A 22,317-nucleotide genomic window follows, 5' to 3' on the forward strand; every position below is an offset into this window, starting at 1 on the left:
AGAAGTTGTCAGTGAATTATTTTTTAATAAAACCTGATTTATTCAATTGTTCTAACATATCTAGTCTCTGCTTAGCACTCATAAAATTAGAAATTTGTTCTGACCACGTTTCAGTACGTTCACCATTTGTACGGGATTCATAATATTTACTTACAGTTTCATCGTAATCTGCTAATGTTTTACGTTGCGTTTCTTTATCACTGTCATATTTATTGTGATGGAAGATATTTTCAAGTGGTAAACGTGGTTTAGGATCTCCATTTTCGTCATCTGCTGGTAAGTCTAATGCCATACCAAATAATGGGAAAGTATGCTTAGGTAAGTCTAAAATTTCACGCACACGTTCAACATCGTTTCTCAATGACCCTAAATAAACCATGCCATAACCCATGTCCTCAGCTGCAGCAGCAATATTTTGTGCAACTAATGTCGCATCTATCGTACCGACCAACAAACCTTCTGCTGATTCAAATGATGTTGCCATATCTTTTTTAGTATTTTCATTAACGATTGCATGTCTGTAATAATCCATAACAAAGACAAATAAATAACCGTTTTCTACTACATAAGGTTGACCTGACACTTCTTTCAAGTCTTCTTTAACTTCAGGATCATCTATACCAATAATTGAATAAGCCTGTAAATAGCTTGACGTTGAAGCGCTTTGACCCGCTTCAATTAATTTTTTAATATGCTCCTCTGGAATAGGCTCTTGCTTAAAGTTTCTGACTGAATGGTGTTTTTTCAATAAGTTGTATACATAATCAGACATGTATTATCCGCTCCTCTTTTGTGTATGTGTTTATAGTATTTAGATGTTAACAAAGCTCACAGTGAATTGCTTGTTATTTGTTTACCCTTTTTTTACTCTTATTAAATGTTATCATCCTATTTAAATGTTGAATATTCCTAAAATATATAAACAAAATAAAACACGAATGTGATGCTTGTGTGCTTCAATTAAATAAATCATCTTGGCACATTATATATGTCAGAAATGGACACAAAAATACTTCTTAAATTTTTTCATATATTGCTATATAACCACAAGTATATTTTCCTTTTGTAATATCTCCTGTTTTAAAAATAATAATATTCAAAATTGAAATGTTTTCCAAAACATAAATGTGGAACAATAATAACAAGGGGGTAATTCATTTGAGTAACAAAAAACAGGAACAATTAAAAAATGTAGAAAAAAACAATGACGATAAAGCAATGACGACGAATAATGGCGTTAAAGTAAGTGAAGATGAAAACACATTAACCGTTGGTGAACGTGGTCCTAGTTTATTAGAAGATTTCCATTTTAGAGAGAAAATTATGCACTTTGACCACGAGCGAATTCCTGAAAGAATCGTACATGCTCGCGGTTTTGGCGCTCACGGTGAATTTCAAGTTTACAAAGATTTATCTGAATACACTTCTGCAGACTTTTTAACACATCCTGAAAAGACTACCCCAGTGTTTGTCAGATTTTCAACTGTCCAGGGATCAAAAGGTTCTCCAGATACAGTAAGAGACGTGCGTGGTTTTGCTACAAAATTCTATACAGATGAAGGTATTTTTGATTTAGTAGGTAACGATATACCTGTTTTCTTTATACAGGACGCTATTAAATTTCCAGATTTAATTCACGCTGTTAAACCTGAACCACACAATGAAATGCCTCAAGGTGGGACTGCTCACGATACATTCTGGGACTTTTTCGCACAAAACCCAGAATCAACGCACACAACGGTTTGGGCTATGAGTGACAGAGGTATCCCTAAAAACTTTAGACAGATTGAAGGATTCGGCATCCATACCTTCCGCTTAGTTAATCGTGAGGGTCAATCCTATTTCGTAAAATTTCATTGGAAGCCAGTTCACGGTTTAGAATCATTAGTATGGGATGAGGCACAAATCTTATCCGGTAAAGATATTGACTTCCATCGCAAAGATTTATATGAATCAATTGAAAAAGGAGACTACCCTGAGTGGGAATTAGGCCTTCAAGTGATTCGACCAGAACAAGAATTTGATTTTGATTTTGATATTTTAGATCCAACAAAAATATGGCCAGAAGATGAAGTTCCAGTTGAAATTGTTGGTAAAATGACGTTAAATCAAAACGTATCTAATGTTTTTGATGAAACGGAACAAGCAGCGTTCCATCCTGGTCATATCGTGCCTGGCATTGATTTCTCTAACGATCCTCTATTACAAGGACGTTTATTCTCATATACGGATACTCAAATATCAAGATTAGGTGGACCAAACTTTAATCAAATACCAATTAATCGACCAGTTAATGAAGTACACAATAACCAAAGAGATGCTATGCATCAAATGAATGTCCATAAAGGACAAACGGCATATCACAACAATGCATTAAACAACAACGATCCCCACACAACACCTAAAGAAGAAGGCGGCTACGAACATTATCAAGAAAAAGTTGAAGGACGTAAAATACAAAAACGTAGTGAAAGCTTTAAAGATTATTACAGCCAAGCTAAACTTTATTTGAATAGTTTAACAAAGCCTGAATTCGACCATACCGTAGATGGATTTTCATTTGAAATTGGTAAATGTAAATCAGCTATAGTTAAACAAAATGCAGTGAATCAACTAAACAAAGTTGATCGCGCATTGACAGAGCGCGTCGCAGCAAACGTAGGCGTTGAAGTGCCAGAAGAAAATGAAGAAGTACAAACTGATGCCAAAGATAGTAAGTTAACAATGGAAAAATTCGATATACCATTACCTGGACATTCTATAGCAGTACTTGTGAACGGTGAGATAAATGAGGAAACATTAAAATCATATGCCAAAACATTTGCCGACAACAAACTCAACTATGCTTTTGTAGGCAAACAACCTAAAGATATCACTAAAGATTTCGGCATAACTGAAACGTATGATACTGCACACCCTACATTATTTGATAGTGTGTTTGTAATTTCAGATGGTGCAGAATTATCACCGGATGCAGAGGCATTTGCAGAACTCACATACAAACACAACAAACCGCTAGTTGTTAATCAAGCCGCATCAGAAAAATTATCAAATGCAAAACTAGACTTGAACGCACCCGGTGTATATATTTCAGATGATGCTCAAACGATTATTCAAGCATTTGAACGCGCAAGATATTGGGACAGATAAGCATATAAAATTAAAATAATATATCCCTACAACGATATATTTAATGATACAAGCAGACGAGATAGAAATTTTTCATTGTAATTTAATTTCTATCTCGTCTTTTTTATGTGAATATGGGTAAATACTTACTAAACATTTAAAGATTCAATTTACATCAAATTGATCTGATTTCATGCTATATTTATTTCAAAAACACCTTCAAATAGGTGTTTGCAACCTCGAGTTGCACACTAGTAAACGATTAAGTGCGTGACATTACATGGTGATACCGTTAATTTCAAATAAAAGGAGTGATAACTATGGAAATTGGACCACGTATCAAAGAACAACGCGAACTCAAAAATTGGTCGCAAGACGAACTTGCTGAAATATTAAATATTTCACGTCAAAGTATTTCAAAATGGGAACTGAACAAAGTCTATCCTAGTATTGATATGTTAATAAAAATGAGCGACCTATTCGACGTCTCATTAGATGAACTCATTAAAGGAGATAAAGCATTAAAAAAGACAATTATTGAAACCTATCAACAACCAGTTTCTAATCAGAAAGATCGTCCTATGAATGTTTGGGAATTTCTATCTAACTTTTGGTGGTTATTCTTCCCTGTAGCGTTTATTATTTGGTGGATGGTACAGTCGTTTGTTTGACTGTAAAATTGTTTATTAATATGATTATTTCACTTTTTTCAATGAACAACTCATAAGCTATTTTAAAAACTTAGGAATAGAAATGTAGCTAATAAATTATTTGTTATGCTTCTATTCTTAAGTTTTGAGTAGCATAAACAATTCACTTTTTAAATTCTCCTAAATTCCACAACCTAAAATAATCTCTTTATGTGATTCAATCATTTTATATACACCTATTGTTAACATGGAACAATTTAGCAAATATCAAAATGCGGCGCTAATGTTTTCCAATAAATCAATTTACTTTCTTTAATATTTACTTATCATTACAAGTTCCAAAAGCGGTAAATAAGTTCACAAATTTGTGATAATTTTTTATAATCCTATCATATCAAACTTTCAATGCCTTCCTTCTCAATTCTTATGTTTAGTTGAGAATAGGAAGGCTATTTATATAGTGTGAAAGAAAATACAAATAATGTATATGCTTTCATTTTCTTATGTAGCTTAACTAGTTTTATTGTCTTCTAACACAAATAGCGAGCACGATTTAAATCTATTGTGCTTTAAAGGTACTAATGTTGACGAAACAATAGCTACATGCAATAATAGTAATTGAAAGATTAGAATTATTATCATTAAGAAATTATGATAATCTGATTAATAATATTTAAATTAACACTAAGTTATTAAATAGGAGGATGTTTTACATGTCTTTAATCAACAAGGAAATTTTACCATTTACAGCTAATGCTTATGATCCAAAGAAAGATGAGTTTTTCGAAGTTTCTGATGAAAACTTAAAAGGTTCTTGGAGTGTAGTTTGCTTCTACCCAGCAGACTTCTCATTCGTATGCCCTACTGAATTAGAAGATTTACAAAATCAGTATGATAAATTACAAGAACTAGGTGTAAACGTATATTCAGTTTCAACGGATACACACTTTGTACACAAAGCTTGGCATGATCATTCTGAAGCAATTAATAAAATTCAATATACAATGATTGGCGATCCTTCACAAACAATCACTCGTAATTTTGACGTATTAGATGAAGAGGTTGGCCTAGCTCAACGTGGTACATTTATCGTTGATCCTGATGGTGTTGTTCAAGCAGCTGAAATTAATGCGGACGGTATTGGCCGTGATGCAAGTACATTAGTACACAAAATTAAAGCAGCACAATATGTACGTCAACACCCAGGTGAAGTTTGCCCAGCTAAATGGGAAGAAGGTTCAGAAACATTACAACCTGGTCTTGACTTAGTAGGTAAAATCTAAGGAGGCATTGATTTGAATGCTTAATGATCAGCTAAAATCACAATTACAACAATTACTTCAATTAATGGAGGGTGATGTTGTACTACGCGCAAGTCTTGGTTCAGATGATAAATCGAAAGAACTAAAAGAGTTGCTAGATGAAGTTGCAGCAGCATCATCTCATATCACAATTGAAGAGAAAGACCTAAAACGTACACCAAGCTTTACAGTAGATAAACCTGACGCAGACACAGGGATTACATTTGCTGGTTTACCTATGGGTCACGAATTTAATTCACTTGTATTAGCTTTATTACAAGTCAGTGGTCGCGCACCTAAAGAAGAGCAATCTGTCATAGATCAAATTAAAGCTTTAGATCGCCCACTCAATTTTGAAACTTATATCAGTTTAACGTGTCAAAAATGCCCGGATGTCGTTCAAGCATTGAACTTAATGAGTTTATTAAATCCAAATATCACTCATACAATGATTGACGGTGCTATTTTCAGAGAGGAATCTGAAGATATTATGGCAGTGCCAGCTATCTATTTAGATGGTGAAGAATTTGGCAATGGACGCATGACTGTACAAGATATATTATCTGAACTAGGTAGTAAAGCAGACCCTTCGGAATTCAATGATAAAGATCCTTACGACGTGTTAATCGTTGGTGGTGGACCCGCAAGTGGTAGTGCCGCTATCTATACTGCACGTAAAGGATTACGCACTGGTATTGTTGCAGATCGCATTGGTGGTCAAGTCAACGATACTGCAACAATTGAAAACTTTATTACAGTTAAAGAAACGGATGGTCCTAAGTTCTCCTCTGCACTTGAAGATCATGTAAAGCAATATAATGTAGATACCATGACAGGTGTCAGAGCAAGTGATATTGAAAAAACAGACAATGGTATTATTGTCACTTTAGATAATGACGCTAAATTACAAAGTAAAACCGTGATTATTGCTACAGGTGCACGTTGGCGTAAGCTAGAAGTACCTGGTGAAGAAGCCCTTATCAATAAAGGGGTGGCATTCTGCCCGCACTGTGACGGACCTCTATTTGAAAATAAAAACGTTGCTGTTGTTGGTGGCGGTAACTCAGGTGTAGAAGCTGCAATAGACTTAGCAGGTATTGTAGAACATGTTACACTACTTGAGCGTAACGCTACCCTTAAAGCAGACGACGTATTACAAGAACGTTTAAGCTCTTTACCAAACGTTACAATTATCAAGAACGCACAAACAACTGAAGTTTTAGGTGAAGCTTCAGTGACGGGTCTTAAATATCAAGACAAATCAACTGGTGAAGACCACACTATAGAATTGGAAGGTATATTCGTACAAATCGGATTACTTCCAAATACAGAATGGTTAGATAACTATGTTGAGTTAAACCAAGCAAATGAAATAATCATTGATCGTACAAACGCTACAAGCATCCCAGGTATATTTGCTGCAGGCGATGTTACAGATGATCGTAATAAACAAATCATTATTTCAATGGGCGCTGGTGCAAATGCTGCATTAAATGCATTTGATTATATCATTCGACACTAATCACTTCCCTATTCAAATAGATGATAAAGGAGAACCAAATTTGGTTCTCCTTTTTTTGTTGTTTTCATTTCTAAGGAAAAGCAGTCGAATCTTGTTACACAAATATGAAACGTTTTCGCTCAAAGTTTCAAACTTTGTTCAAAAGATTGTGCGTTTAACTTTACGACATCTATATCAATCAATAGCTTGAAATGATAGTCTTAGGTTATAATTTCAAAAGCACATCAATTAATATAAATTGGACTATTTTTAAAGGAGCAATACGTTTTATGAAAAAAAGTATACTTATAACATTCGTTCTCATGCTAACTGTCATACTCACAGCATGTGCTAATGAAAATCCAAATGATGATAAACAACACAGTGAAAGACATGCCCCTTCAAATGTCAAAAAAGTTACAGAAAGTAATATCTTTGCTTCTCATAAAAAAGGCGAAAATATAAGCGAAGATGAAATGAACAAAGCGATAAAAAAATATCTAGATGTTAATGCAGATATTCTCGACAATAAATATCTAATACAGTATAAATTAGATAAGCAAACCGGTACGGATACTAAAATCACAGACGCACAAGCCAAAAGATTATCTGATTTATCACACAATGCGATTAAAAACGATGTGCGATTTAAAAACTTTGTCAAAGACAATCATCTGCCTAAAGGTTATAAAGATGACGTGGATCGAATCATTAACTATTTCACTGCGTTAAACACCACGATTAAAGATGCTGATAAACAAATCGAAGAAGTAAATTATCAACCGCAAAACACGCTAAACGTTGTAGACGTATCAGCAGAACATGCAGGAAATGTAAACGGTAAACAACAAGAAAAAATCAAAAAGTTCCTTAAAGATAAAGGTATTAAAAGTGATGCAATAGATAAATAATGTATCATTCATGGTTATTCAACTACTTGAATTTGTGAACATTCTTTGAATAACTATCAAATTCATTTTTATTGATATCAAATAAAGTGCTATGCATTACAAAATGATGACAATACCAATTCCCAGCATTATAAAGCCTTTTAAGCGCTTACTTAAAGTTAAATGATTCATCTTGACTTATATTTGTAAAAAACCTTACATGATTGTAAGGTTTTTTAATATAAAATGACTTTTTTTCTCGGAGATGTATTTGTTATCCTATGTTATAAGATTGAACACAGTAAACGTAGGAGCACAGCCGAAAACTTTATAGGGAGGTTGCACTATGGTAATTACGATTTTACTAGGTGCCATGGCTGCTGTCTTCATAGCTTTTAATCTCTTTGAGAAAAAAGAAACTTATGGCGTAATTTCATATAAATCTATTGCTTTAAGCATTACTTACGTCATACTCGCAGTTATTGTTGGTAGTTTCTTAGACAATATCAACACTATATTCCAAGGATTTCACGATAGCTTAACAGCAGCAAAAAGATATTAACCTGAACTGAGCAAATAAACAGTTCAGGTTTTTTAATACGTCATTTTATCAAAGCTAAAGCTCAATTTCATAAGGTACACAATTATCAATTTGCTTATCTATCACAGATGCTTTATTTTCATAACCTAAGTATACGAAACAACATCTAATTACAACTTGATGAGCAATGATTACAACCGTATCTAAAGATGTATCTAGCTCTTGTTTAAAGAAAGTTTCTACACGTTTTAAAACATCTTCATAACTTTCTCCTTCTGGTGCTTTTTGAGTAAAGCTGTGCCTAAATGAACTGTTTGGACCGCCATTAAAATAAGTTTCAAATTGAGCATTTTGTTCAATTTCACTCACTTTTTCACCCTCAAACTGACCTAAAGAACGTTCTCTCAGTAATGTCGTTACACTAGCTGGAATATCTTTATCAAAAATTGCATTATATGTTTGTCTCGTTCTTGTTAAATCAGACAAATAAATATGATCAATTTTGACTTGATTAAAATGATGTTGTAATAATTGCGCGTCTCGAGCGCCTTTTTCAGTTAATGGAACGTCTAATTGGCCACAAAAATAGTGATTTCCTTCTTTTTTATCGTAATTGGATTTTGATTCACCATGGCGAATTAAGTATAGTTTCATATGTTTGTACTCCTTTGTATTTTTAAATAAGGTAACATTTTTGTTAGATGAAGTATAACTTCTATAATAAAATATTTATTTTTGTTACTTTAAATGTGAGGTGATAAAAATGAATGAACAACCTTTAAATTCAGATACGCAAGGTGGACGTGTTTTAGCTTCTGTAAGTTATTTCAGCATATTTTTTGCACCAATCATATTACCTATCATCATTTGGATTTTTGCTGATAAACCAGCATCCACGCATGCTGCTAAATCGCTACTCTATCATGTCATCACATATTTAGGACCGATATTTATTATTATCGTTGCAAGTTTAGGTGGCATGATCGTCAATCAACAACATCATACAATTATGGTCATAATGATAATTTTAGGAATTATTTTAATCTTATTCACGATTTGGTATACAATTAAAAATATTTATCGTGGCGTCAAAGTATTAATTTCTGAAAGTGCTTATTTTAACCCCTAAGATAAATCATTTACTTTTGAATATTCGATAGACACAAAAACACACTAAAAAAACAGCTTGGGAAAATATTGTTTCCTCAAGCTGCTTTTTTTGTTAAATCTAGATTAACTACTTTTGCTAAATAATAAATTAAGCGACAGACCAATTAACACTGCACCTACCGTATAGTCAAAAATAGCTTTAATCTTTCTGTTTGCAAAAAGTAATTTAATGTATTGAAAAATATATACACAGAAAATAAACCATAATAAAATAACTGTCGTTACAATCGCGGATAACACCGCTATTTGTGTGGTAACGCCTTCGCCTGCACTTAAAAATTGCGGTAAGATACTTATGTAATAGAGTAATGCTTTTGGATTTAAAATGGTACTAAAGAAACCTTGCCTATATGAACTTAAATAGCTGATTTGTTGTGCTTTCATTTGTGTGATTGAAAAATTCATACTTTGACGTGCACTAATAATACTTTTGATACCTAAATATATAAGGTAACAAGCACCCAGTATTTTAATCACTAAAAACACGTAATACATATTTGCCAAAATAAAAATAATACCAAAGACCGCTAGTAGAGAATAAACAACATGGCCTGTCGTTATACCCAATGCTGCCATTGCACCATTACCTTTACCAGAAGTGATTGAATTTTTCATCACGACGAAAAAATCAGGTCCTGGGACGATAATAATCATTAAAGTAATTGTTATAAATGCGGCTAATCCTTCCATTTTCTGCACCTCCACCTTAATTATGTTATCAAGATGCACACGGTATCGCAACACGCGAAACAAATCTTTTATAATTCTGTTATGGTGATGTTCAAATAATATATGAACGAAATCCAAAATTTGGTCAATGGTCAATCATTGAAAGCCGTGAAATGGAAAAATAATTTATGTGGTATAACTCAGTTAATTTTAACTTAATAATTTCAAACCAATGGTGCTACCCAATATAATTAGAATACAAATAATTCGTTTAATATCCGTTGACTCTTTGTAAAAAAGCATACCTAAAACTGCTCCGCCAACAGCACCAATGCCAGTCCATACAGCATATGCAGTGCTCATAGGCAACTGTTTCATAGCAATAGATAATGTTAAAAAACTAATTGCAAAGAAAGTTATCATCCAACCAAGCGATTTATATTTGCGACTATGCACATAAGCATTCAAAAATGTAATACCAAGCATTTCAAATATACCTGCACAAATCAATAAAATCCAAGCCATTATGAATGCCCCCTCTCATTTGTCGTCACTAATTTCAAACTAATTACACCAAGCAACAATGTCGTTATTAAAATGATTTTCCCTGGGTTAAATGGTTGATCAAAGAATATAAAATCAGCTAGTGTAACGCCAGTTGTACCAAGTCCTACAAAGACTGCATAAGATGTCCCTACCGGTAATACTTTTGAAGCATCTATAAGTAAGTAAAAACTTAAAAATATAGCAATGACTGTCAATATCCACTCAAATACTGATGAAGCATGAGTTAAGCCAATAACCCATCCCACTTCAAAGAGTGCTGCAATCACAATTTTTAACCAATTCATAACAAAATCCTCCTTTAAGATTAAAAAAGCCTGAGAGATAGTCATCTATACTATCTCCCAGGCTTTTATCCTTCCGTGTCACATATTAATATGTGCCTTTCTCTCGGACCGAACCAACACCATCGTTGTGGAACCCTAGAAAGGTTTATTCAATTACTGAAATCGTATCAAATTACACTTCGAACTTCAAGTTAAGATGATTCAGTTTATAATAAATTATATTAATTCTTATAAAGAAAGCGTTTTAAATTAATTTTTAAGTCAAAACTCTCTACATTTTATGTATTTTAATGTATAATAAGGATTACATTATAATAATTATAATGTAATGGCGTCGTCAATGAAACTTATTCTCAATTGAGTATTTTGATAAACGGACTAAAACGATTAATAAAAGTGAGGGATTATTATGAAATTATTAAATTACAAAATGCAAAATAATGAACTCGTTGCAACTGTATTATCTGACAAGAAGCAAGTATTCAAATATACGTTTGATGTAAATACACCTGAGTATGAAATTTTAGATGTACTTGAAGAAATCAACCATTACGTTGACAATGGTCATCATCCACTGGGTTGTTCTCTATTGAAAAATTATTCACATGAGGATGTGAGTCACAATATTTTATAATCTAGATTCTCGACCAAAAAGGTGAGTATAGCTGATAGACATTAATCAGTATACTCATCTTTTAATTTTTGATTTGCATATATGTCCATACCTGTTTTTAATTTCCGAAAACCTAATTTTTAATATAACCCTTCAACGCCATGCGTTGAAATTAAATGCACGCAAGACACCTGCCCCAATTGTTTAATCATTCTACATACAAGGTCATAACCTATACCGTGATTTTGTTAGGACTGATCCACGATAACATCATAAATAGCTGCGTTAAATATACCATCTGATAAGGCTCTCGCTAATCCTATAGCACTACCATTATGCTTTGCCACCACGATATGTGTGCTAGCATTAAAAATTGTCTTAATCTTTTCCTTATTATGCCCCATCCAACCATTCGAGTGATATATTGTTATAAAATCTTCTAAATCATTTGAGTCAAATACATAAGTATCATCTATTTTCATCTCTATCACCCCCTCATCATTTATGTGGATCAATCTATTTTATAACTTACTATACCCTTACATTACATAATCATTTATAATATATTTAACTCATCTGTTAATGTCACATCACATATGATGTGCAAAGAAGGCGTTAATATAAGCAGTTAACAGGGTAAAGAGATAGTAAAGACGTTATTATTTTATCGATACAAGTAAGGAGGGACGCAAAATGTGGATTGTTTCAATATTACTCATTATCGTTGGTATTGTGTTGCTCATCATAAATAACCGTACACCTAAAAAAGAGGGTGTCGGCAAAAAACAAAGTTTAGTCAGCTTTGGTGTGGTCTGTTTAATCATCGGTATTTTCGGACTCATAGGCCAAATTATTAAATCAATTATATAAATCATCATATAAAAAAGAGCGGGGTCGTAATCCAGTTACACTAGATTACTTAACCCTGCTCTTTTTGATTAAAAACTTTTTAATATTTGCTTTACATAATGAATAAATCATTAAATGATTCAACCATTGTAGGATGTGTATAAATATTTTCTTTTAATACTTCATAAGATAAATGTTGGTCAATTGCTAATTTTACTAAATTAATAATTTCCTCAGATTGTAAGCCATATAAAGTAGCACCTAATATTTCACTTGTTTCTTTATTAACGACTGCTTTAAACAAACCTCTTGTATCATTGTTTATTTTATGACGCGGAATTGTGTTTACAGGTACTGCATTTTCTAAAATTTGATAACCTTGTGCTTTTGCTTCTTCTGCTGTTAAACCTACACGTGATAATGGTGGATCAATAAATACAGTGTATGGCACAGCACCGCGATTTTCGGTCGTACGTTTGCCATTACCAAACAATTGATCTTTTACAATTCTGAAGTCATCCAATGAAATATACGTGAATTGCATGCCACCTTTAACATCACCTAATGCATAAATATTTGGCACGTTTGTTTGTAAGTTTTGGTTTACCTTGATTTCTCCACGTTCACCAATTTCAACATCTGTATTTTCTAAACCTAAGTCTGTATTTGGTTTACGACCAGTAGCTAATAATACCGCATCCGCTTCATAGCTTCCTTGTGTCGTGTGTACTGTTGTGCCAGATGCATTATCTTCAAAACGCTCTGTATCCGCATTTAATACAAGATTAACACCTTTATTTTCAAGATCTTTTTTAACTTCTGCAACAATATCTTTATCTTCTTTAGGCATGATATCATCATGTTTCTCTAAAACAGTTACTTGTGTATCAAAGTTCGCAAACATAGAAGCAAATTCTAATGCAATATAGCCTCCACCCACAATAACTAAACGTTGAGGTTGTGTTGCCAATTCCATAATGCCGGTAGAATCATATAAATGCTTTGATGTTTCTACACCTTCGATGGATGGAATGATTGGTTGTGCACCTGTATTAATCACGATATCTTCCGCAGTAAGTGTTTCTTGTACTTCACCATTTTCATCTAATAATTCTACTTCATTATTAGACTTAAATGCTGCAGTAAAATCTAATACGTTGATATTATTATCATCTGCCAAATTATGATAGTTCTTACTATTTAGTGCATTTACTACATCGGATTTTCTAGAAAAAGCTTGTTCAAATGAACCGTGTGCTAAACCTTCATGCACAAGTGTTTTTGAAGGAATACAACCTATATTAATGCATGTACCACCATACATTTTTTGCGATTTTTCAACTACCGCTACACTTTTTCCTTGGCCAGACGCAAATTTTGCTAAAGTTTTACCACCTTTACCAAATCCAATTATTAATAAATCATACTTTTTCATAATAATCCTCCTTAATCGTTTCATTTAAAACGTCTTTAATCGTTACATTTTGATAATAATTAATTAATAGCTCTTCTTCTTTTTGATGAAACTTAAACATCGTGTTGCCAATTTCTCTTGAAACTTCACAGTCACTACCAGCATCTCCAGTAAATAAACGTCCTTCTGAGCGATCTTCTTTAAACATCACAAATAGTTCAGACAAGTTAACATTTGCTGTCATATCATTAGCCTGATACCCTCCAAATTTACCTCTAGAAGTAGCTAAATAATGATGTTGATTTAACTTACGAGTTACCCTGCGTAATTGAGCCGGATTAATACAGATACGTTCCGCTAATTCATTGCTGCTAAAACGCTCATCATCATGTTTTAGCAAAAAAGTCAGTAAATGTACTGCTATATTGAATTCTAAATTCAAAGAAATCACCTTTTATCTTTAATTGAAACTTTTATAGTTACATTTAAACATATTAAACCATATCGTGCAAAATTTTTGTTTTGGTATTTGAAAAATATATAAAAAGGATTGAAAGCGTGATCAAAGTTAAACATTGCCATGCTTTCAATCCTAGTTGGATAGTTACAATAATGCACCTCTTATTTTATTGCCATATTCTAAATATGATTTCAGACAACTAAGCATATATACCCAGCCTTCTTTTTGGCCTAATAAGCGTGCTACATCATTTTCTTCTATATCTTTTTCTGTAGTAGTTACAATTGTATGATTATCATCACCATCGAATTGTATTGTTACATGATTATCGCCCCCCTTAAATTGAATCATTTCATTTTCAACCATATCTTCTATTAAAATATCGATTTCAGCATGATACTCTTCATATCGTAAGGTAATTGTTTTACCCTCTTCCCAACGTTCAGAACTTGAAGAAAACCAAAATCCTCCTATATAATCTGGATTGACAAAAGCTTCAAACACTTGATCACTAGATACATTGACTTGCATTTTAGTTACTATATCCAAAAAATTCACAACCTTTCTTCTAAAATTAATTATTTTGTAATCATTCAATCATAAAAACACATCATTATGTCTTATTAAGACATTCAGCATGATTGACTGAACAGGAAAAATCTAACCGCACATGTTAGCGTTGATCATAAATTCATAAACATGGTTATCATAAATGCTCGGTCAGTACATGTTTTATTCTCCATTCCGTCGTTATTACTTTTTCTAAAATATCCAAACTATTTCATTTTCAATTTAATAATTCACTCTATATCTTTCATACCCTAGTATGTAAATTTCATTACAATGTTATTAACATAATTGTAAATAACATATAATCTATGCAGCATTAATAAATTTGTTATACTTTACTAGTCAGTAAATACTTTTGATCAGGAGTTAACGATGAAAAATATTCTAAGCACTTACGTATATTATTTAGTTATGCTTGTTATTGTTGGCATCATACTAGTTAGTCTATACTTTACATACATATGGAACAATAACCAGTCACCCAATCAAGATAAATATCAAAATTTCGCTCAATTAAAATCAGATACAGTGAAACAGCGTGATTGGCAAAGAAATGTTAAAAAAACAAATAATAAAGATATACTTATTACTGCGATACATGGTGGCGGTATAGAACCGGGCACCTCCGAATTAGCTAAAATCATTTCTAAAAAAGGAGACTTTAATTTATATAGCTTTGAAGGCTTACTAAAATCAAGTAACAAACAATTGCATATTACATCTACCAATTTTGACGATCCTAAATTGAAAGAAATGACAAATCGTTCTCAAGAATCTATCTCAATACACGGATTTCAAGGTGATAAAGATATCGTTTATATCGGCGGCCAGGATAAAAAAATGGCGCAATCCATAAAAAAAGAATTAGAAAAAGAAGGGTTTAATGTAGAAAAAAGTCCAAATAATATTAATGGCCGTTCTTCTAAAAATTTCATCAATGAAAATGACTCAGGTTCCGGAGTTCAACTGGAGATATCTACATCTATTAGAAAATCATTTTTCAAAAAGGACAATTTAAACAGAAAGACGAGAGAAAACACGAATAAATACCGAAATTCAATTTATGATTTCGCTGAAGCCGTCACTAAAGGCATTCGTTCACAAACTTAAAAATTAATTTTTTCAGTTTACTTCTATCAATTAACTTGCTTTTTTTAATAATGAGTATAAAATACTCATTATTAAAATGCGAGGGACTTTAAAAATGAGACTATTAAACAAACCATTATATATGTATTTAATGTTGTTTTTATTCACCACAATCGTTGGCACCTTATTATTATATCTACCGGTCACAGGTGTAAAACCTTTAGATTTTGTAGACGCATTTTTTATCTCTGCTAGTGCATTTACAGTTACTGGCCTAGCGACTATAGATATATCTAGTCAATTTAATTGGTTAGGCGATACTATTATTTTATTACTTATTCAAATTGGTGGGTTAGGAATAGTCACGGTAACACTTTTAACGCTGATACTGATGCATCGAAAAATCAGTTTAAGAAACCGTTATTTGATTATGACAACCTGGAACATTGAAACACCTGGTGGCGTCATCAAATTGATTCTTCAATTCGTCGTTTATAGTATCCTTACAGAATTCATTGGAGCAATATGTATCGCACTATCATTTATTCCAAAATATGGCTTTGGTAAAGGGCTATTTTTAAGTGTGTTTACTTCAATTTCTGCTTTTAATAATGCTGGTTTTTCATTATTTAGTGATAATATGATGCGCACTGTTAATGACCCTATAATAACTATAATCGTTCCAATTCTTATCATCATGGGCGGTATTGGACCGCTTGTCTTTTTAGACGTCGCTACAACAAGAAAGTTAAGTAAATTAACCGTACACTCAAAAATAGTATTAACGACATATGTCATACTCATATTTATTGGTTCGGTTGTGTTTTACTTTTTAGAATATAACCATTCTATGATGCATTTATCATTTTTAGAAAAACTTGGCGCTTCATTCTTTCAGTCTGTTACGACACGAACTGCTGGTTTTAACAGTGTCGATATCGGACAAATCACACCACCTACTTCAATATTATTAATGCTTTTAATGTTTATTGGTGGCGCCCCTATCAGTGCTGCAGGTGGTATTAAAGTAACAAGTTTAGTCTTAACGTTATTATTTATAAAAAGTACATTAAAAAACGAACAACACCCTTCTATTTTCAAAAAATCTATACATGACCATACATTAAAAACTGCTGTGGCCATTACATTTTCTGCCGGGACATTCGTTATATTTATCTCATTTATTGTAAGTTATTTGAATTCGGCAATACCTTATTCTAAAGTATTATTTGAAGTGATTTCCGCTTTCGGCACTGTTGGGCTATCGATGAATTTCACGACATTATATGATAGCCCAACGAAAATAGTCATTGTACTCACAATGTTAATAGGTAAAATTGGTATACTTACATTTCTCCAATTATTTATTACTGAAAAAAAGCAAAAATTTTATTATGCTAAAGAAAATGTGCATCTATAAAAAATGAAAACAGACCAGAAATTAGTTTTTAATTTCTGGTCTGTTTCTACTTCACATAAATATTCGTTTCAGTACAATCTAATCAAACCCTCATCACACTATTTTACTCTTCTTAAAATTGTTGATGTTATTGCACAAATCATTGTCACCAATACCAAAATATTCATCATTATCATATGTGTACCAGTTATTTCGAATCCTAAACTAAAGTTACCAGATTGACTGTTGGTAAAACCATTAACAAATATGATCGCTAATACGCTTATCGCACATAAAATACCAATCACATCAAAAAAGAATTTAACATATGGATATTTAATACCTTTAGTTAACATGCGTCTCACCTCAACTAAATTTAAAGTTACGAACTATATATCGTATGCTAACAATTTCCTAATTACGATTACATATAATGTATCACACTATACAAAATCATAAAATAGTTAGAATTGTTGATGCCATGATCAAATCACTTCAAAATTGTTCTTTACTTTATACCACAAAGCATCATTCATTAACCAATTGTATTCTTTGGGCTAACTTTTTGATTTGTGCATTGTCTGTTGCATTAACTTCAACTGTTTCTACATCTTGCTCAACTGCATTTTTAGTGTCTTGATAAACATCCTCAGGGTTCGAAGATGTGCTTGTCTCCCATCTGTAAGGAATTTTTTTATAAATATTAATAGTTCCATCCCCATTACTACTATATGTTATTGAGCCACCCACTTTCATTGGTGCTTCTAATTTAACAACATCCTCAGGATATTTTGCGCTTTTTTCCGCATTTTCATTTACTGGCGACCCTTTTGGATATTTTTTGACATAAATATTTTTGACATCTTTAATCATGCCTAGTTGATGCCAAACACGTGCGTATTCGATCTCTGAAGCACTTAAACCTGTTAAATAACTTGTACTATTATCGTCATTTTTCTTTTTTGAAACATTATCGTTTTTCTTTTTAGCTTTTGAATCTGTATTCTTGTCATTTTCAGCCGTTGAATCTTGAGGTAACGACTGATCCTTTTTTGCTTCACTTTGTTCTGTAGATTGTCGTTCCTCACGCTGATCATTGTCTTCATCTTGTTTGTTTGTATTACTGCTTTGCTCAACATCATCACTATTTTTTTCGTTGTTACCACATGCTGTCAAAATCACTGATAAAAATAACAATGACAGTATTAAAATGATTTTTTTCATTATCTATACCCACCTATGATTTTATATTATTAAAGTAACACGAAACTATGACGTTCACAATTATATTCAAAAATCATTTTTCAATGTATTAAAAAACGAGCATAGTCCATTAAGACTTGCTCGTTTATATACAATACTTCTATTTTATTTTTAAAATTTGCCCTACTTTCAAACTATTAGAACTCAACTTGTTATCCTTTTTAATTTTATCTACAGTAGTACCTTGATTTTTAGCAACACTGTATAAAGTATCACCTTTTTTAACCGTATATGTCTTAACTAAATATAAAATTTGTCCTTTACTAATATTATCAGACTTTAAATGGTTCCATTTTTTTATGTTTGCTACACTCACTTTACTTCGTTTTGAAATATTATAAAGTGTGTCTCCCTCAACCACTTTATGTGAATCTCCAGTAATAGAATCACTTGATGTGTTAGGATTTTTTAACTTTAATACTTGTCCTACAGAAAGTGTGTTACTCGTTAATTTATTCCATTTCTTAATATTATCTATTGAAACGCCACTTCTTCTCGAAATACTATACAGCGTATCACCTTTTGATACTTTATAAGTGCCACCAGTAATTGCTCCATCACTACTACCACCTGATAGAGATTTATAGTGTTTTTGTACTAAACTGTAAAACTGGTTCATATTATATCCCCATTGTCCGAAATAGCCAATCGGATCTGAATGGTCTGAACCACCCCAATATTGACTTACCGCATTGTGACTTATAATTGTGCCTGTCCCTTGATTATTGTCAGCAAGCGAAGGTTGTAGCCCATTGGCTTTCAACATTTTTGCGGTTAAATATGCTTGGTTATTAACTGATCTTGCAAAACCATCAAATGTGTTTGATCTTGTTAATTCAATTTGATAAAAATATGGATTAGCGTTAGCACCTGCACCCCAAGCTAAATATTGACTTGGCGCAGTCTGCACAATTTTATCGCTACCCGCATACGCATGTACAAATGCACTATTATAATTGTTGTACATGTAATTTACCTCACCATCAATTGTACTGTTTGGATTGGCCGTTTCATGAATTACTACACCGATATATTTGCCAGATTTATAATTATACTTGGGTAAGTTATTCATTCTAGAATCTTGTACGATTTTAGCTGGTTTTATATTATTATTTGCTATGTATGTATTTACATCTTGATATGCTCGATTTGCTGAAAAACTTCTCATTTCAGTATTTTGACGTTCACCATCTTTATTATGTAACTTTAAATCTCCTGGTGTTAATGCATTTTTCAATTGTTGCGGACTCATTTTTTGAGCTTTTTCATAATCAATGGCTTTACTCGTATTTTCTTTATTTTGTGTATCATTTTTCTTTGTATCCTGAGTGCTTTTATTTTCTTGTGCTGCCATTACAGTTTGTGACAATAATAAACTTGAAACCAACAACAATGAAACACTAAATCTAAACTTCATAACGACATCTCCTTGAATAAAATATTAATCCGTTTACTATTAAGTAGCAAAAAATTTCATTTACAAAACTTCTTTAATTCATTCTATATTAATATTGAATTAATTACAAAATGAAATATTATTTTATACTTCATATTAACGACATTTACCGTTTCTAAAACAAAATTAAAAGCCGTCGCTCACTTGAGCAACGACATTTTATTAAATATCTGTAAAAACACTAGACAGTATCGCAATCAAAGCCACCACTAACACAAGTACTAAAATGGAATCAATTTTTCTTTGATTACGTTGGTTCATAGGTTTTCTGAACTCTTTTAATGCTTTAAAACCTGCGATTAAAACAATAATTAAACAGACTAAATGAAATAATAAGGCAAACACAGCCATCACAATCACCCCAAGTCATATGAATAAGATCTTCAAACCGTATCACTACAAAAACCTAAAAATCTCTTATGAAAAGGTCATATTATTTATTTATCCATACCCTTTCTACTTATTAAACTAACGATCACTTTTATTTTCTATTTAAAAATGTCAAAAACATTTGACATTTAAGCACATGTTTTTTATGTTGAAAATGAAAAATTTTCTACTCATGGAGGCATCATTATGAAATTATTCATCATTTTTATTGTTGTTTTATTATTTACAGTCAGCTGGACGATACTGTCACATAAATTTTTACCTTCAGAGATATCTGACCAAGCTAATCATCAATATGACGAAAGGCAAAGTAAAATATTCACAGAAGTACTTGCTAGAACTTGCGTTTGGACAATACACGCCCTACTCTTAACATTTATATTGCGTATAATTAATGTATGGGACTTTAATCACAGCTTTTTTTCAACTTATCCAGAGCTATCCGTCATTATCATTATTTTCATATTAACGATTATGAACTATTTTTACGTAAAACGTAAATATACATAAAAGGAAGATAAAATGAAAAACAAAATCAAATATTATCGCAAGCAGAAGGCCATTTCCCAATTAAAACTTAGTCAAGCACTTGGCGTTTCTAGACAAACCATTAATGCGATTGAAAATAATAAATATGATCCATCATTATCTTTAGCATTTAAACTGGCATCAATACTCGATACTACCGTTGATGATTTGTTTAGCTAATTAGCATTGATGCTAATACGTATCGCAAAATGTTTCCACTGACTTACCAAACGATTAAAATAACTTATCTAACATCATGTCAGGCACAATTTCTATAATACTTTATTTACTTGCTCTAAAATAGCATCGTTGGCTTTAAACATAATTATTTCAATATCAATTGATAAAAATCTAAATCTAACCATCTGTCAAATTTATAACCGACACTTTTTATAGTTCCACATAATTCAAAACCATATTTTTCATGCAATTTAATGCTAGCAGTATTTGATGCGTCAATACCTGCAACAATTGTCTTATAATTTCTGTTTTTAATTTCTTCAATTAATTTAACTAAAAGTTGTGAAGCTACACCTTCATTTCTAGTTTCTGGGTCAACATAAATCGAATGTTCTACAGTATATTGATACGCTGGCCAATTTCTAAACGCACCATATGTTGCAAATCCAACAACTTGGCCATCTTTTAAATATACAAAAATGGGTTCAGCTTGCTCTAATTTTGTATGAAACCAACTTTCTCTTTCTTCAATGGTTACTGGCTCATATGTATAAACTGCAGTCGTATTTAATATTGCATGATTATATATACTTAAAATCGATTGTAAATCTGATTGACGTGCTTGTCGTATCATATCGTTTCACCTCTATTTCATTGTATATTCAAAGCATATCTACAGCAAATCTATGTCATAAAACATAACAAAAACACTCACCATAACCCTAAAGTTATCTAATGAGTGTTTTTCATAAATATATTTATATATGCACAAAGCACAAATAGTATTATTTATTAATAAATTGTAATTCATAAAGTTCTTTTTCATCATACGTATTAAATCTATCTAATTTACCATTTAACATGATTGTTTTTACTTTTCTACTAACGTTATGATAATAATTAATTCTAATATTTAAATTAGATTCATAACCATTATTTTGAATGGTACTTTGCAATTCATCAAAAACATCTTTATTAATTGGTAATAAATAACCTTCTTTACTTGGTAATATACTTACATATTTCTTTTGAATTACGTTATCTTCATTAAGAATAATTTCAATCTTAATATCTTTTGCTGCTCCGCCACCTAGATTAAAAATTTTCAAATAATCTTGGTGTTCAACAGAATCAGAACTTGTATTAATCATTTGTAATTGATTATCTTTATCTAAAGAAAGTAAAATTTGATTAAATCCAAGCGCAGGAATAAAACTTATTTTCATTTGGTACAGTTGTATTGAAACTGAAACAAAATAAAATAGTGCCATTATAAAAGTTCCAATAGAACCAATAGCTGAAATAATGTTTATCATACTAAACCACCTTTATATTATCATTGAGAGATGGTCGTTGATTATCGTAATATTTTCACAAAAAAGATCATAATTTCTACCCGTTATA

General features: G+C 31.8%; 28 protein-coding genes and 1 riboswitch. Of the genes, 13 read left to right on the forward strand and 15 right to left on the reverse strand.

From position 1 onward, the window contains the following. Positions 1-16 precede the first annotated feature (16 nt). Positions 17-772, reverse strand: coding sequence for an oxygen-insensitive NADPH nitroreductase (nfsA, locus tag KA883_RS06190; RefSeq protein WP_210139911.1), 756 nt, complete (start codon positions 770-772; stop codon positions 17-19). Positions 773-1,158: 386 nt separating this feature from the next. On the opposite strand from nfsA, the gene KA883_RS06195 reads away from it, so the two are divergent. From KA883_RS06195 to KA883_RS06220, 6 genes are all read left to right on the forward strand, one after another. Beyond that, positions 1,159-3,150 carry a catalase gene (locus KA883_RS06195; protein ID WP_046207055.1) on the forward strand — a complete coding sequence of 664 codons (1,992 nt, stop codon included), beginning with the start codon at positions 1,159-1,161 and terminating at the stop codon, positions 3,148-3,150. Positions 3,151-3,449: 299 nt separating this feature from the next. Further along, a complete protein-coding gene (locus KA883_RS06200; RefSeq protein WP_046207056.1) occupies positions 3,450-3,800 on the forward strand; it encodes a helix-turn-helix domain-containing protein in 351 nt (116 codons plus the stop codon). A gap of 692 nt (positions 3,801-4,492) precedes the next feature. Next, positions 4,493-5,062 (forward strand): alkyl hydroperoxide reductase subunit C, encoded by a 570-nt coding sequence (ahpC, locus tag KA883_RS06205; protein ID WP_046207057.1) that lies wholly within the window; start codon positions 4,493-4,495, stop codon positions 5,060-5,062. Between the two features lie 16 nt (positions 5,063-5,078). Continuing rightward, positions 5,079-6,602, forward strand: a complete 1,524-nt coding sequence (ahpF, locus tag KA883_RS06210; RefSeq protein ID WP_046207058.1) for an alkyl hydroperoxide reductase subunit F — start codon at positions 5,079-5,081, stop codon at positions 6,600-6,602. Between the two features lie 269 nt (positions 6,603-6,871). Further along, a complete protein-coding gene (locus KA883_RS06215) occupies positions 6,872-7,492 on the forward strand; it encodes an NDxxF motif lipoprotein (protein ID WP_046207059.1) in 621 nt (206 codons plus the stop codon). Positions 7,493-7,817: 325 nt separating this feature from the next. Continuing rightward, a complete protein-coding gene (locus tag KA883_RS06220; protein ID WP_046207060.1) occupies positions 7,818-8,033 on the forward strand; it encodes a hypothetical protein in 216 nt (71 codons plus the stop codon). 54 nt (positions 8,034-8,087) lie between these two features. Here KA883_RS06220 and KA883_RS06225 read toward each other — a convergent pair whose 3' ends face one another. Next, positions 8,088-8,666, reverse strand: coding sequence for a histidine phosphatase family protein (locus KA883_RS06225; protein ID WP_046207061.1), 579 nt, complete (start codon positions 8,664-8,666; stop codon positions 8,088-8,090). A gap of 109 nt (positions 8,667-8,775) precedes the next feature. Between KA883_RS06225 and KA883_RS06230 the strand changes: the two genes are divergently transcribed. Continuing rightward, positions 8,776-9,141 (forward strand): DUF4870 domain-containing protein, encoded by a 366-nt coding sequence (locus KA883_RS06230; protein ID WP_046207062.1) that lies wholly within the window; start codon positions 8,776-8,778, stop codon positions 9,139-9,141. Positions 9,142-9,245: 104 nt separating this feature from the next. Here the strand turns inward: KA883_RS06230 and KA883_RS06235 are convergent, their stop codons facing one another. From KA883_RS06235 to KA883_RS06245, 3 genes are all read right to left on the reverse strand, one after another. Continuing rightward, the gene (locus KA883_RS06235) at positions 9,246-9,872 is read right to left on the reverse strand and encodes a LysE family translocator (RefSeq protein WP_046207063.1); all 627 of its coding nucleotides are present in this window, start codon (positions 9,870-9,872) and stop codon (positions 9,246-9,248) included. 189 nt (positions 9,873-10,061) lie between these two features. After that, positions 10,062-10,376 carry a DMT family transporter gene (locus tag KA883_RS06240; RefSeq protein ID WP_046207064.1) on the reverse strand — a complete coding sequence of 105 codons (315 nt, stop codon included), beginning with the start codon at positions 10,374-10,376 and terminating at the stop codon, positions 10,062-10,064. Beyond that, complete coding sequence (locus tag KA883_RS06245; protein ID WP_046207065.1) at positions 10,376-10,702, reverse strand: DMT family transporter; 327 nt, start codon at positions 10,700-10,702, stop codon at positions 10,376-10,378. Before KA883_RS06245 ends, KA883_RS06240 begins: the two co-directional genes overlap by 1 nt. Positions 10,703-10,754: 52 nt before the next feature. Continuing rightward, positions 10,755-10,852, reverse strand: a riboswitch (guanidine-I (ykkC/yxkD leader). 259 nt (positions 10,853-11,111) lie between these two features. Between KA883_RS06245 and KA883_RS06250 the strand changes: the two genes are divergently transcribed. After that, entirely contained in the window at positions 11,112-11,336 is a 225-nt protein-coding gene (locus tag KA883_RS06250; RefSeq protein WP_019469882.1) for a hypothetical protein, read from the forward strand. A gap of 227 nt (positions 11,337-11,563) precedes the next feature. On the opposite strand, the gene KA883_RS13705 is transcribed toward KA883_RS06250, so the two are convergent. Next, the gene (locus KA883_RS13705; protein ID WP_348634416.1) at positions 11,564-11,797 is read right to left on the reverse strand and encodes a hypothetical protein; all 234 of its coding nucleotides are present in this window, start codon (positions 11,795-11,797) and stop codon (positions 11,564-11,566) included. Positions 11,798-12,008: 211 nt separating this feature from the next. Here KA883_RS13705 and KA883_RS06260 point away from each other — a divergent pair, with 211 nt between their 5' ends. Then, positions 12,009-12,185, forward strand: a complete 177-nt coding sequence (locus KA883_RS06260) for a hypothetical protein (protein ID WP_164987250.1) — start codon at positions 12,009-12,011, stop codon at positions 12,183-12,185. A gap of 91 nt (positions 12,186-12,276) precedes the next feature. Here the strand turns inward: KA883_RS06260 and merA are convergent, their stop codons facing one another. The 3 genes from merA to KA883_RS06275 form a co-directional block, all read right to left on the reverse strand. Continuing rightward, a complete protein-coding gene (gene merA, locus KA883_RS06265) occupies positions 12,277-13,599 on the reverse strand; it encodes a hypothiocyanous acid reductase MerA (RefSeq protein ID WP_210139912.1) in 1,323 nt (440 codons plus the stop codon). Beyond that, entirely contained in the window at positions 13,586-14,020 is a 435-nt protein-coding gene (gene hypR, locus KA883_RS06270; RefSeq protein ID WP_046207067.1) for a redox-sensitive transcriptional regulator HypR, read from the reverse strand. The genes merA and hypR overlap by 14 nt, the downstream gene beginning before the upstream one ends. 162 nt (positions 14,021-14,182) lie before the next feature. After that, positions 14,183-14,587: an SRPBCC domain-containing protein gene (locus KA883_RS06275; RefSeq protein WP_046207068.1), complete on the reverse strand. Its 405-nt coding sequence runs from the start codon at positions 14,585-14,587 to the stop codon at positions 14,183-14,185. A 393-nt stretch (positions 14,588-14,980) separates the two neighbouring features. Between KA883_RS06275 and KA883_RS06280 the strand changes: the two genes are divergently transcribed. Together KA883_RS06280 and KA883_RS06285 are read left to right on the forward strand one after the other, a co-directional pair. Further along, entirely contained in the window at positions 14,981-15,718 is a 738-nt protein-coding gene (locus KA883_RS06280; protein WP_046207069.1) for a poly-gamma-glutamate hydrolase family protein, read from the forward strand. Between the two features lie 94 nt (positions 15,719-15,812). After that, complete coding sequence (locus KA883_RS06285; RefSeq protein WP_046207070.1) at positions 15,813-17,117, forward strand: TrkH family potassium uptake protein; 1,305 nt, start codon at positions 15,813-15,815, stop codon at positions 17,115-17,117. 98 nt (positions 17,118-17,215) lie between these two features. Here the strand turns inward: KA883_RS06285 and KA883_RS06290 are convergent, their stop codons facing one another. The 4 genes from KA883_RS06290 to KA883_RS06305 all read right to left on the reverse strand — a co-directional run bounded on the left by KA883_RS06290 (position 17,216) and on the right by KA883_RS06305 (position 20,166). Then, positions 17,216-17,452, reverse strand: coding sequence for a hypothetical protein (locus KA883_RS06290; protein WP_046207071.1), 237 nt, complete (start codon positions 17,450-17,452; stop codon positions 17,216-17,218). A 172-nt stretch (positions 17,453-17,624) separates the two neighbouring features. Further along, a complete protein-coding gene (locus tag KA883_RS06295) occupies positions 17,625-18,320 on the reverse strand; it encodes a hypothetical protein (protein WP_046207072.1) in 696 nt (231 codons plus the stop codon). Between the two features lie 139 nt (positions 18,321-18,459). Further along, a complete protein-coding gene (locus KA883_RS06300) occupies positions 18,460-19,776 on the reverse strand; it encodes a LysM peptidoglycan-binding domain-containing protein (RefSeq protein WP_046207073.1) in 1,317 nt (438 codons plus the stop codon). Positions 19,777-19,977: 201 nt separating this feature from the next. Next, entirely contained in the window at positions 19,978-20,166 is a 189-nt protein-coding gene (locus KA883_RS06305) for a hypothetical protein (protein WP_046207074.1), read from the reverse strand. A 225-nt stretch (positions 20,167-20,391) separates the two neighbouring features. Between KA883_RS06305 and KA883_RS06310 the strand changes: the two genes are divergently transcribed. Both KA883_RS06310 and KA883_RS06315 read left to right on the forward strand, forming a co-directional pair. Beyond that, complete coding sequence (locus KA883_RS06310; protein ID WP_046207075.1) at positions 20,392-20,715, forward strand: hypothetical protein; 324 nt, start codon at positions 20,392-20,394, stop codon at positions 20,713-20,715. 12 nt (positions 20,716-20,727) lie between these two features. Next, positions 20,728-20,913, forward strand: coding sequence for a helix-turn-helix transcriptional regulator (locus tag KA883_RS06315; RefSeq protein ID WP_046207076.1), 186 nt, complete (start codon positions 20,728-20,730; stop codon positions 20,911-20,913). Between the two features lie 145 nt (positions 20,914-21,058). On the opposite strand, the gene KA883_RS06320 is transcribed toward KA883_RS06315, so the two are convergent. Continuing rightward, entirely contained in the window at positions 21,059-21,547 is a 489-nt protein-coding gene (locus tag KA883_RS06320; protein ID WP_046207077.1) for a GNAT family N-acetyltransferase, read from the reverse strand. A gap of 151 nt (positions 21,548-21,698) precedes the next feature. Beyond that, positions 21,699-22,229 carry a hypothetical protein gene (locus KA883_RS06325; RefSeq protein WP_046207078.1) on the reverse strand — a complete coding sequence of 177 codons (531 nt, stop codon included), beginning with the start codon at positions 22,227-22,229 and terminating at the stop codon, positions 21,699-21,701. Positions 22,230-22,317 lie beyond the last annotated feature (88 nt).

This window comes from Staphylococcus sp. GDY8P54P (genome assembly GCF_017892645.1).
Lineage (GTDB): Bacteria > Bacillota > Bacilli > Staphylococcales > Staphylococcaceae > Staphylococcus > Staphylococcus ureilyticus.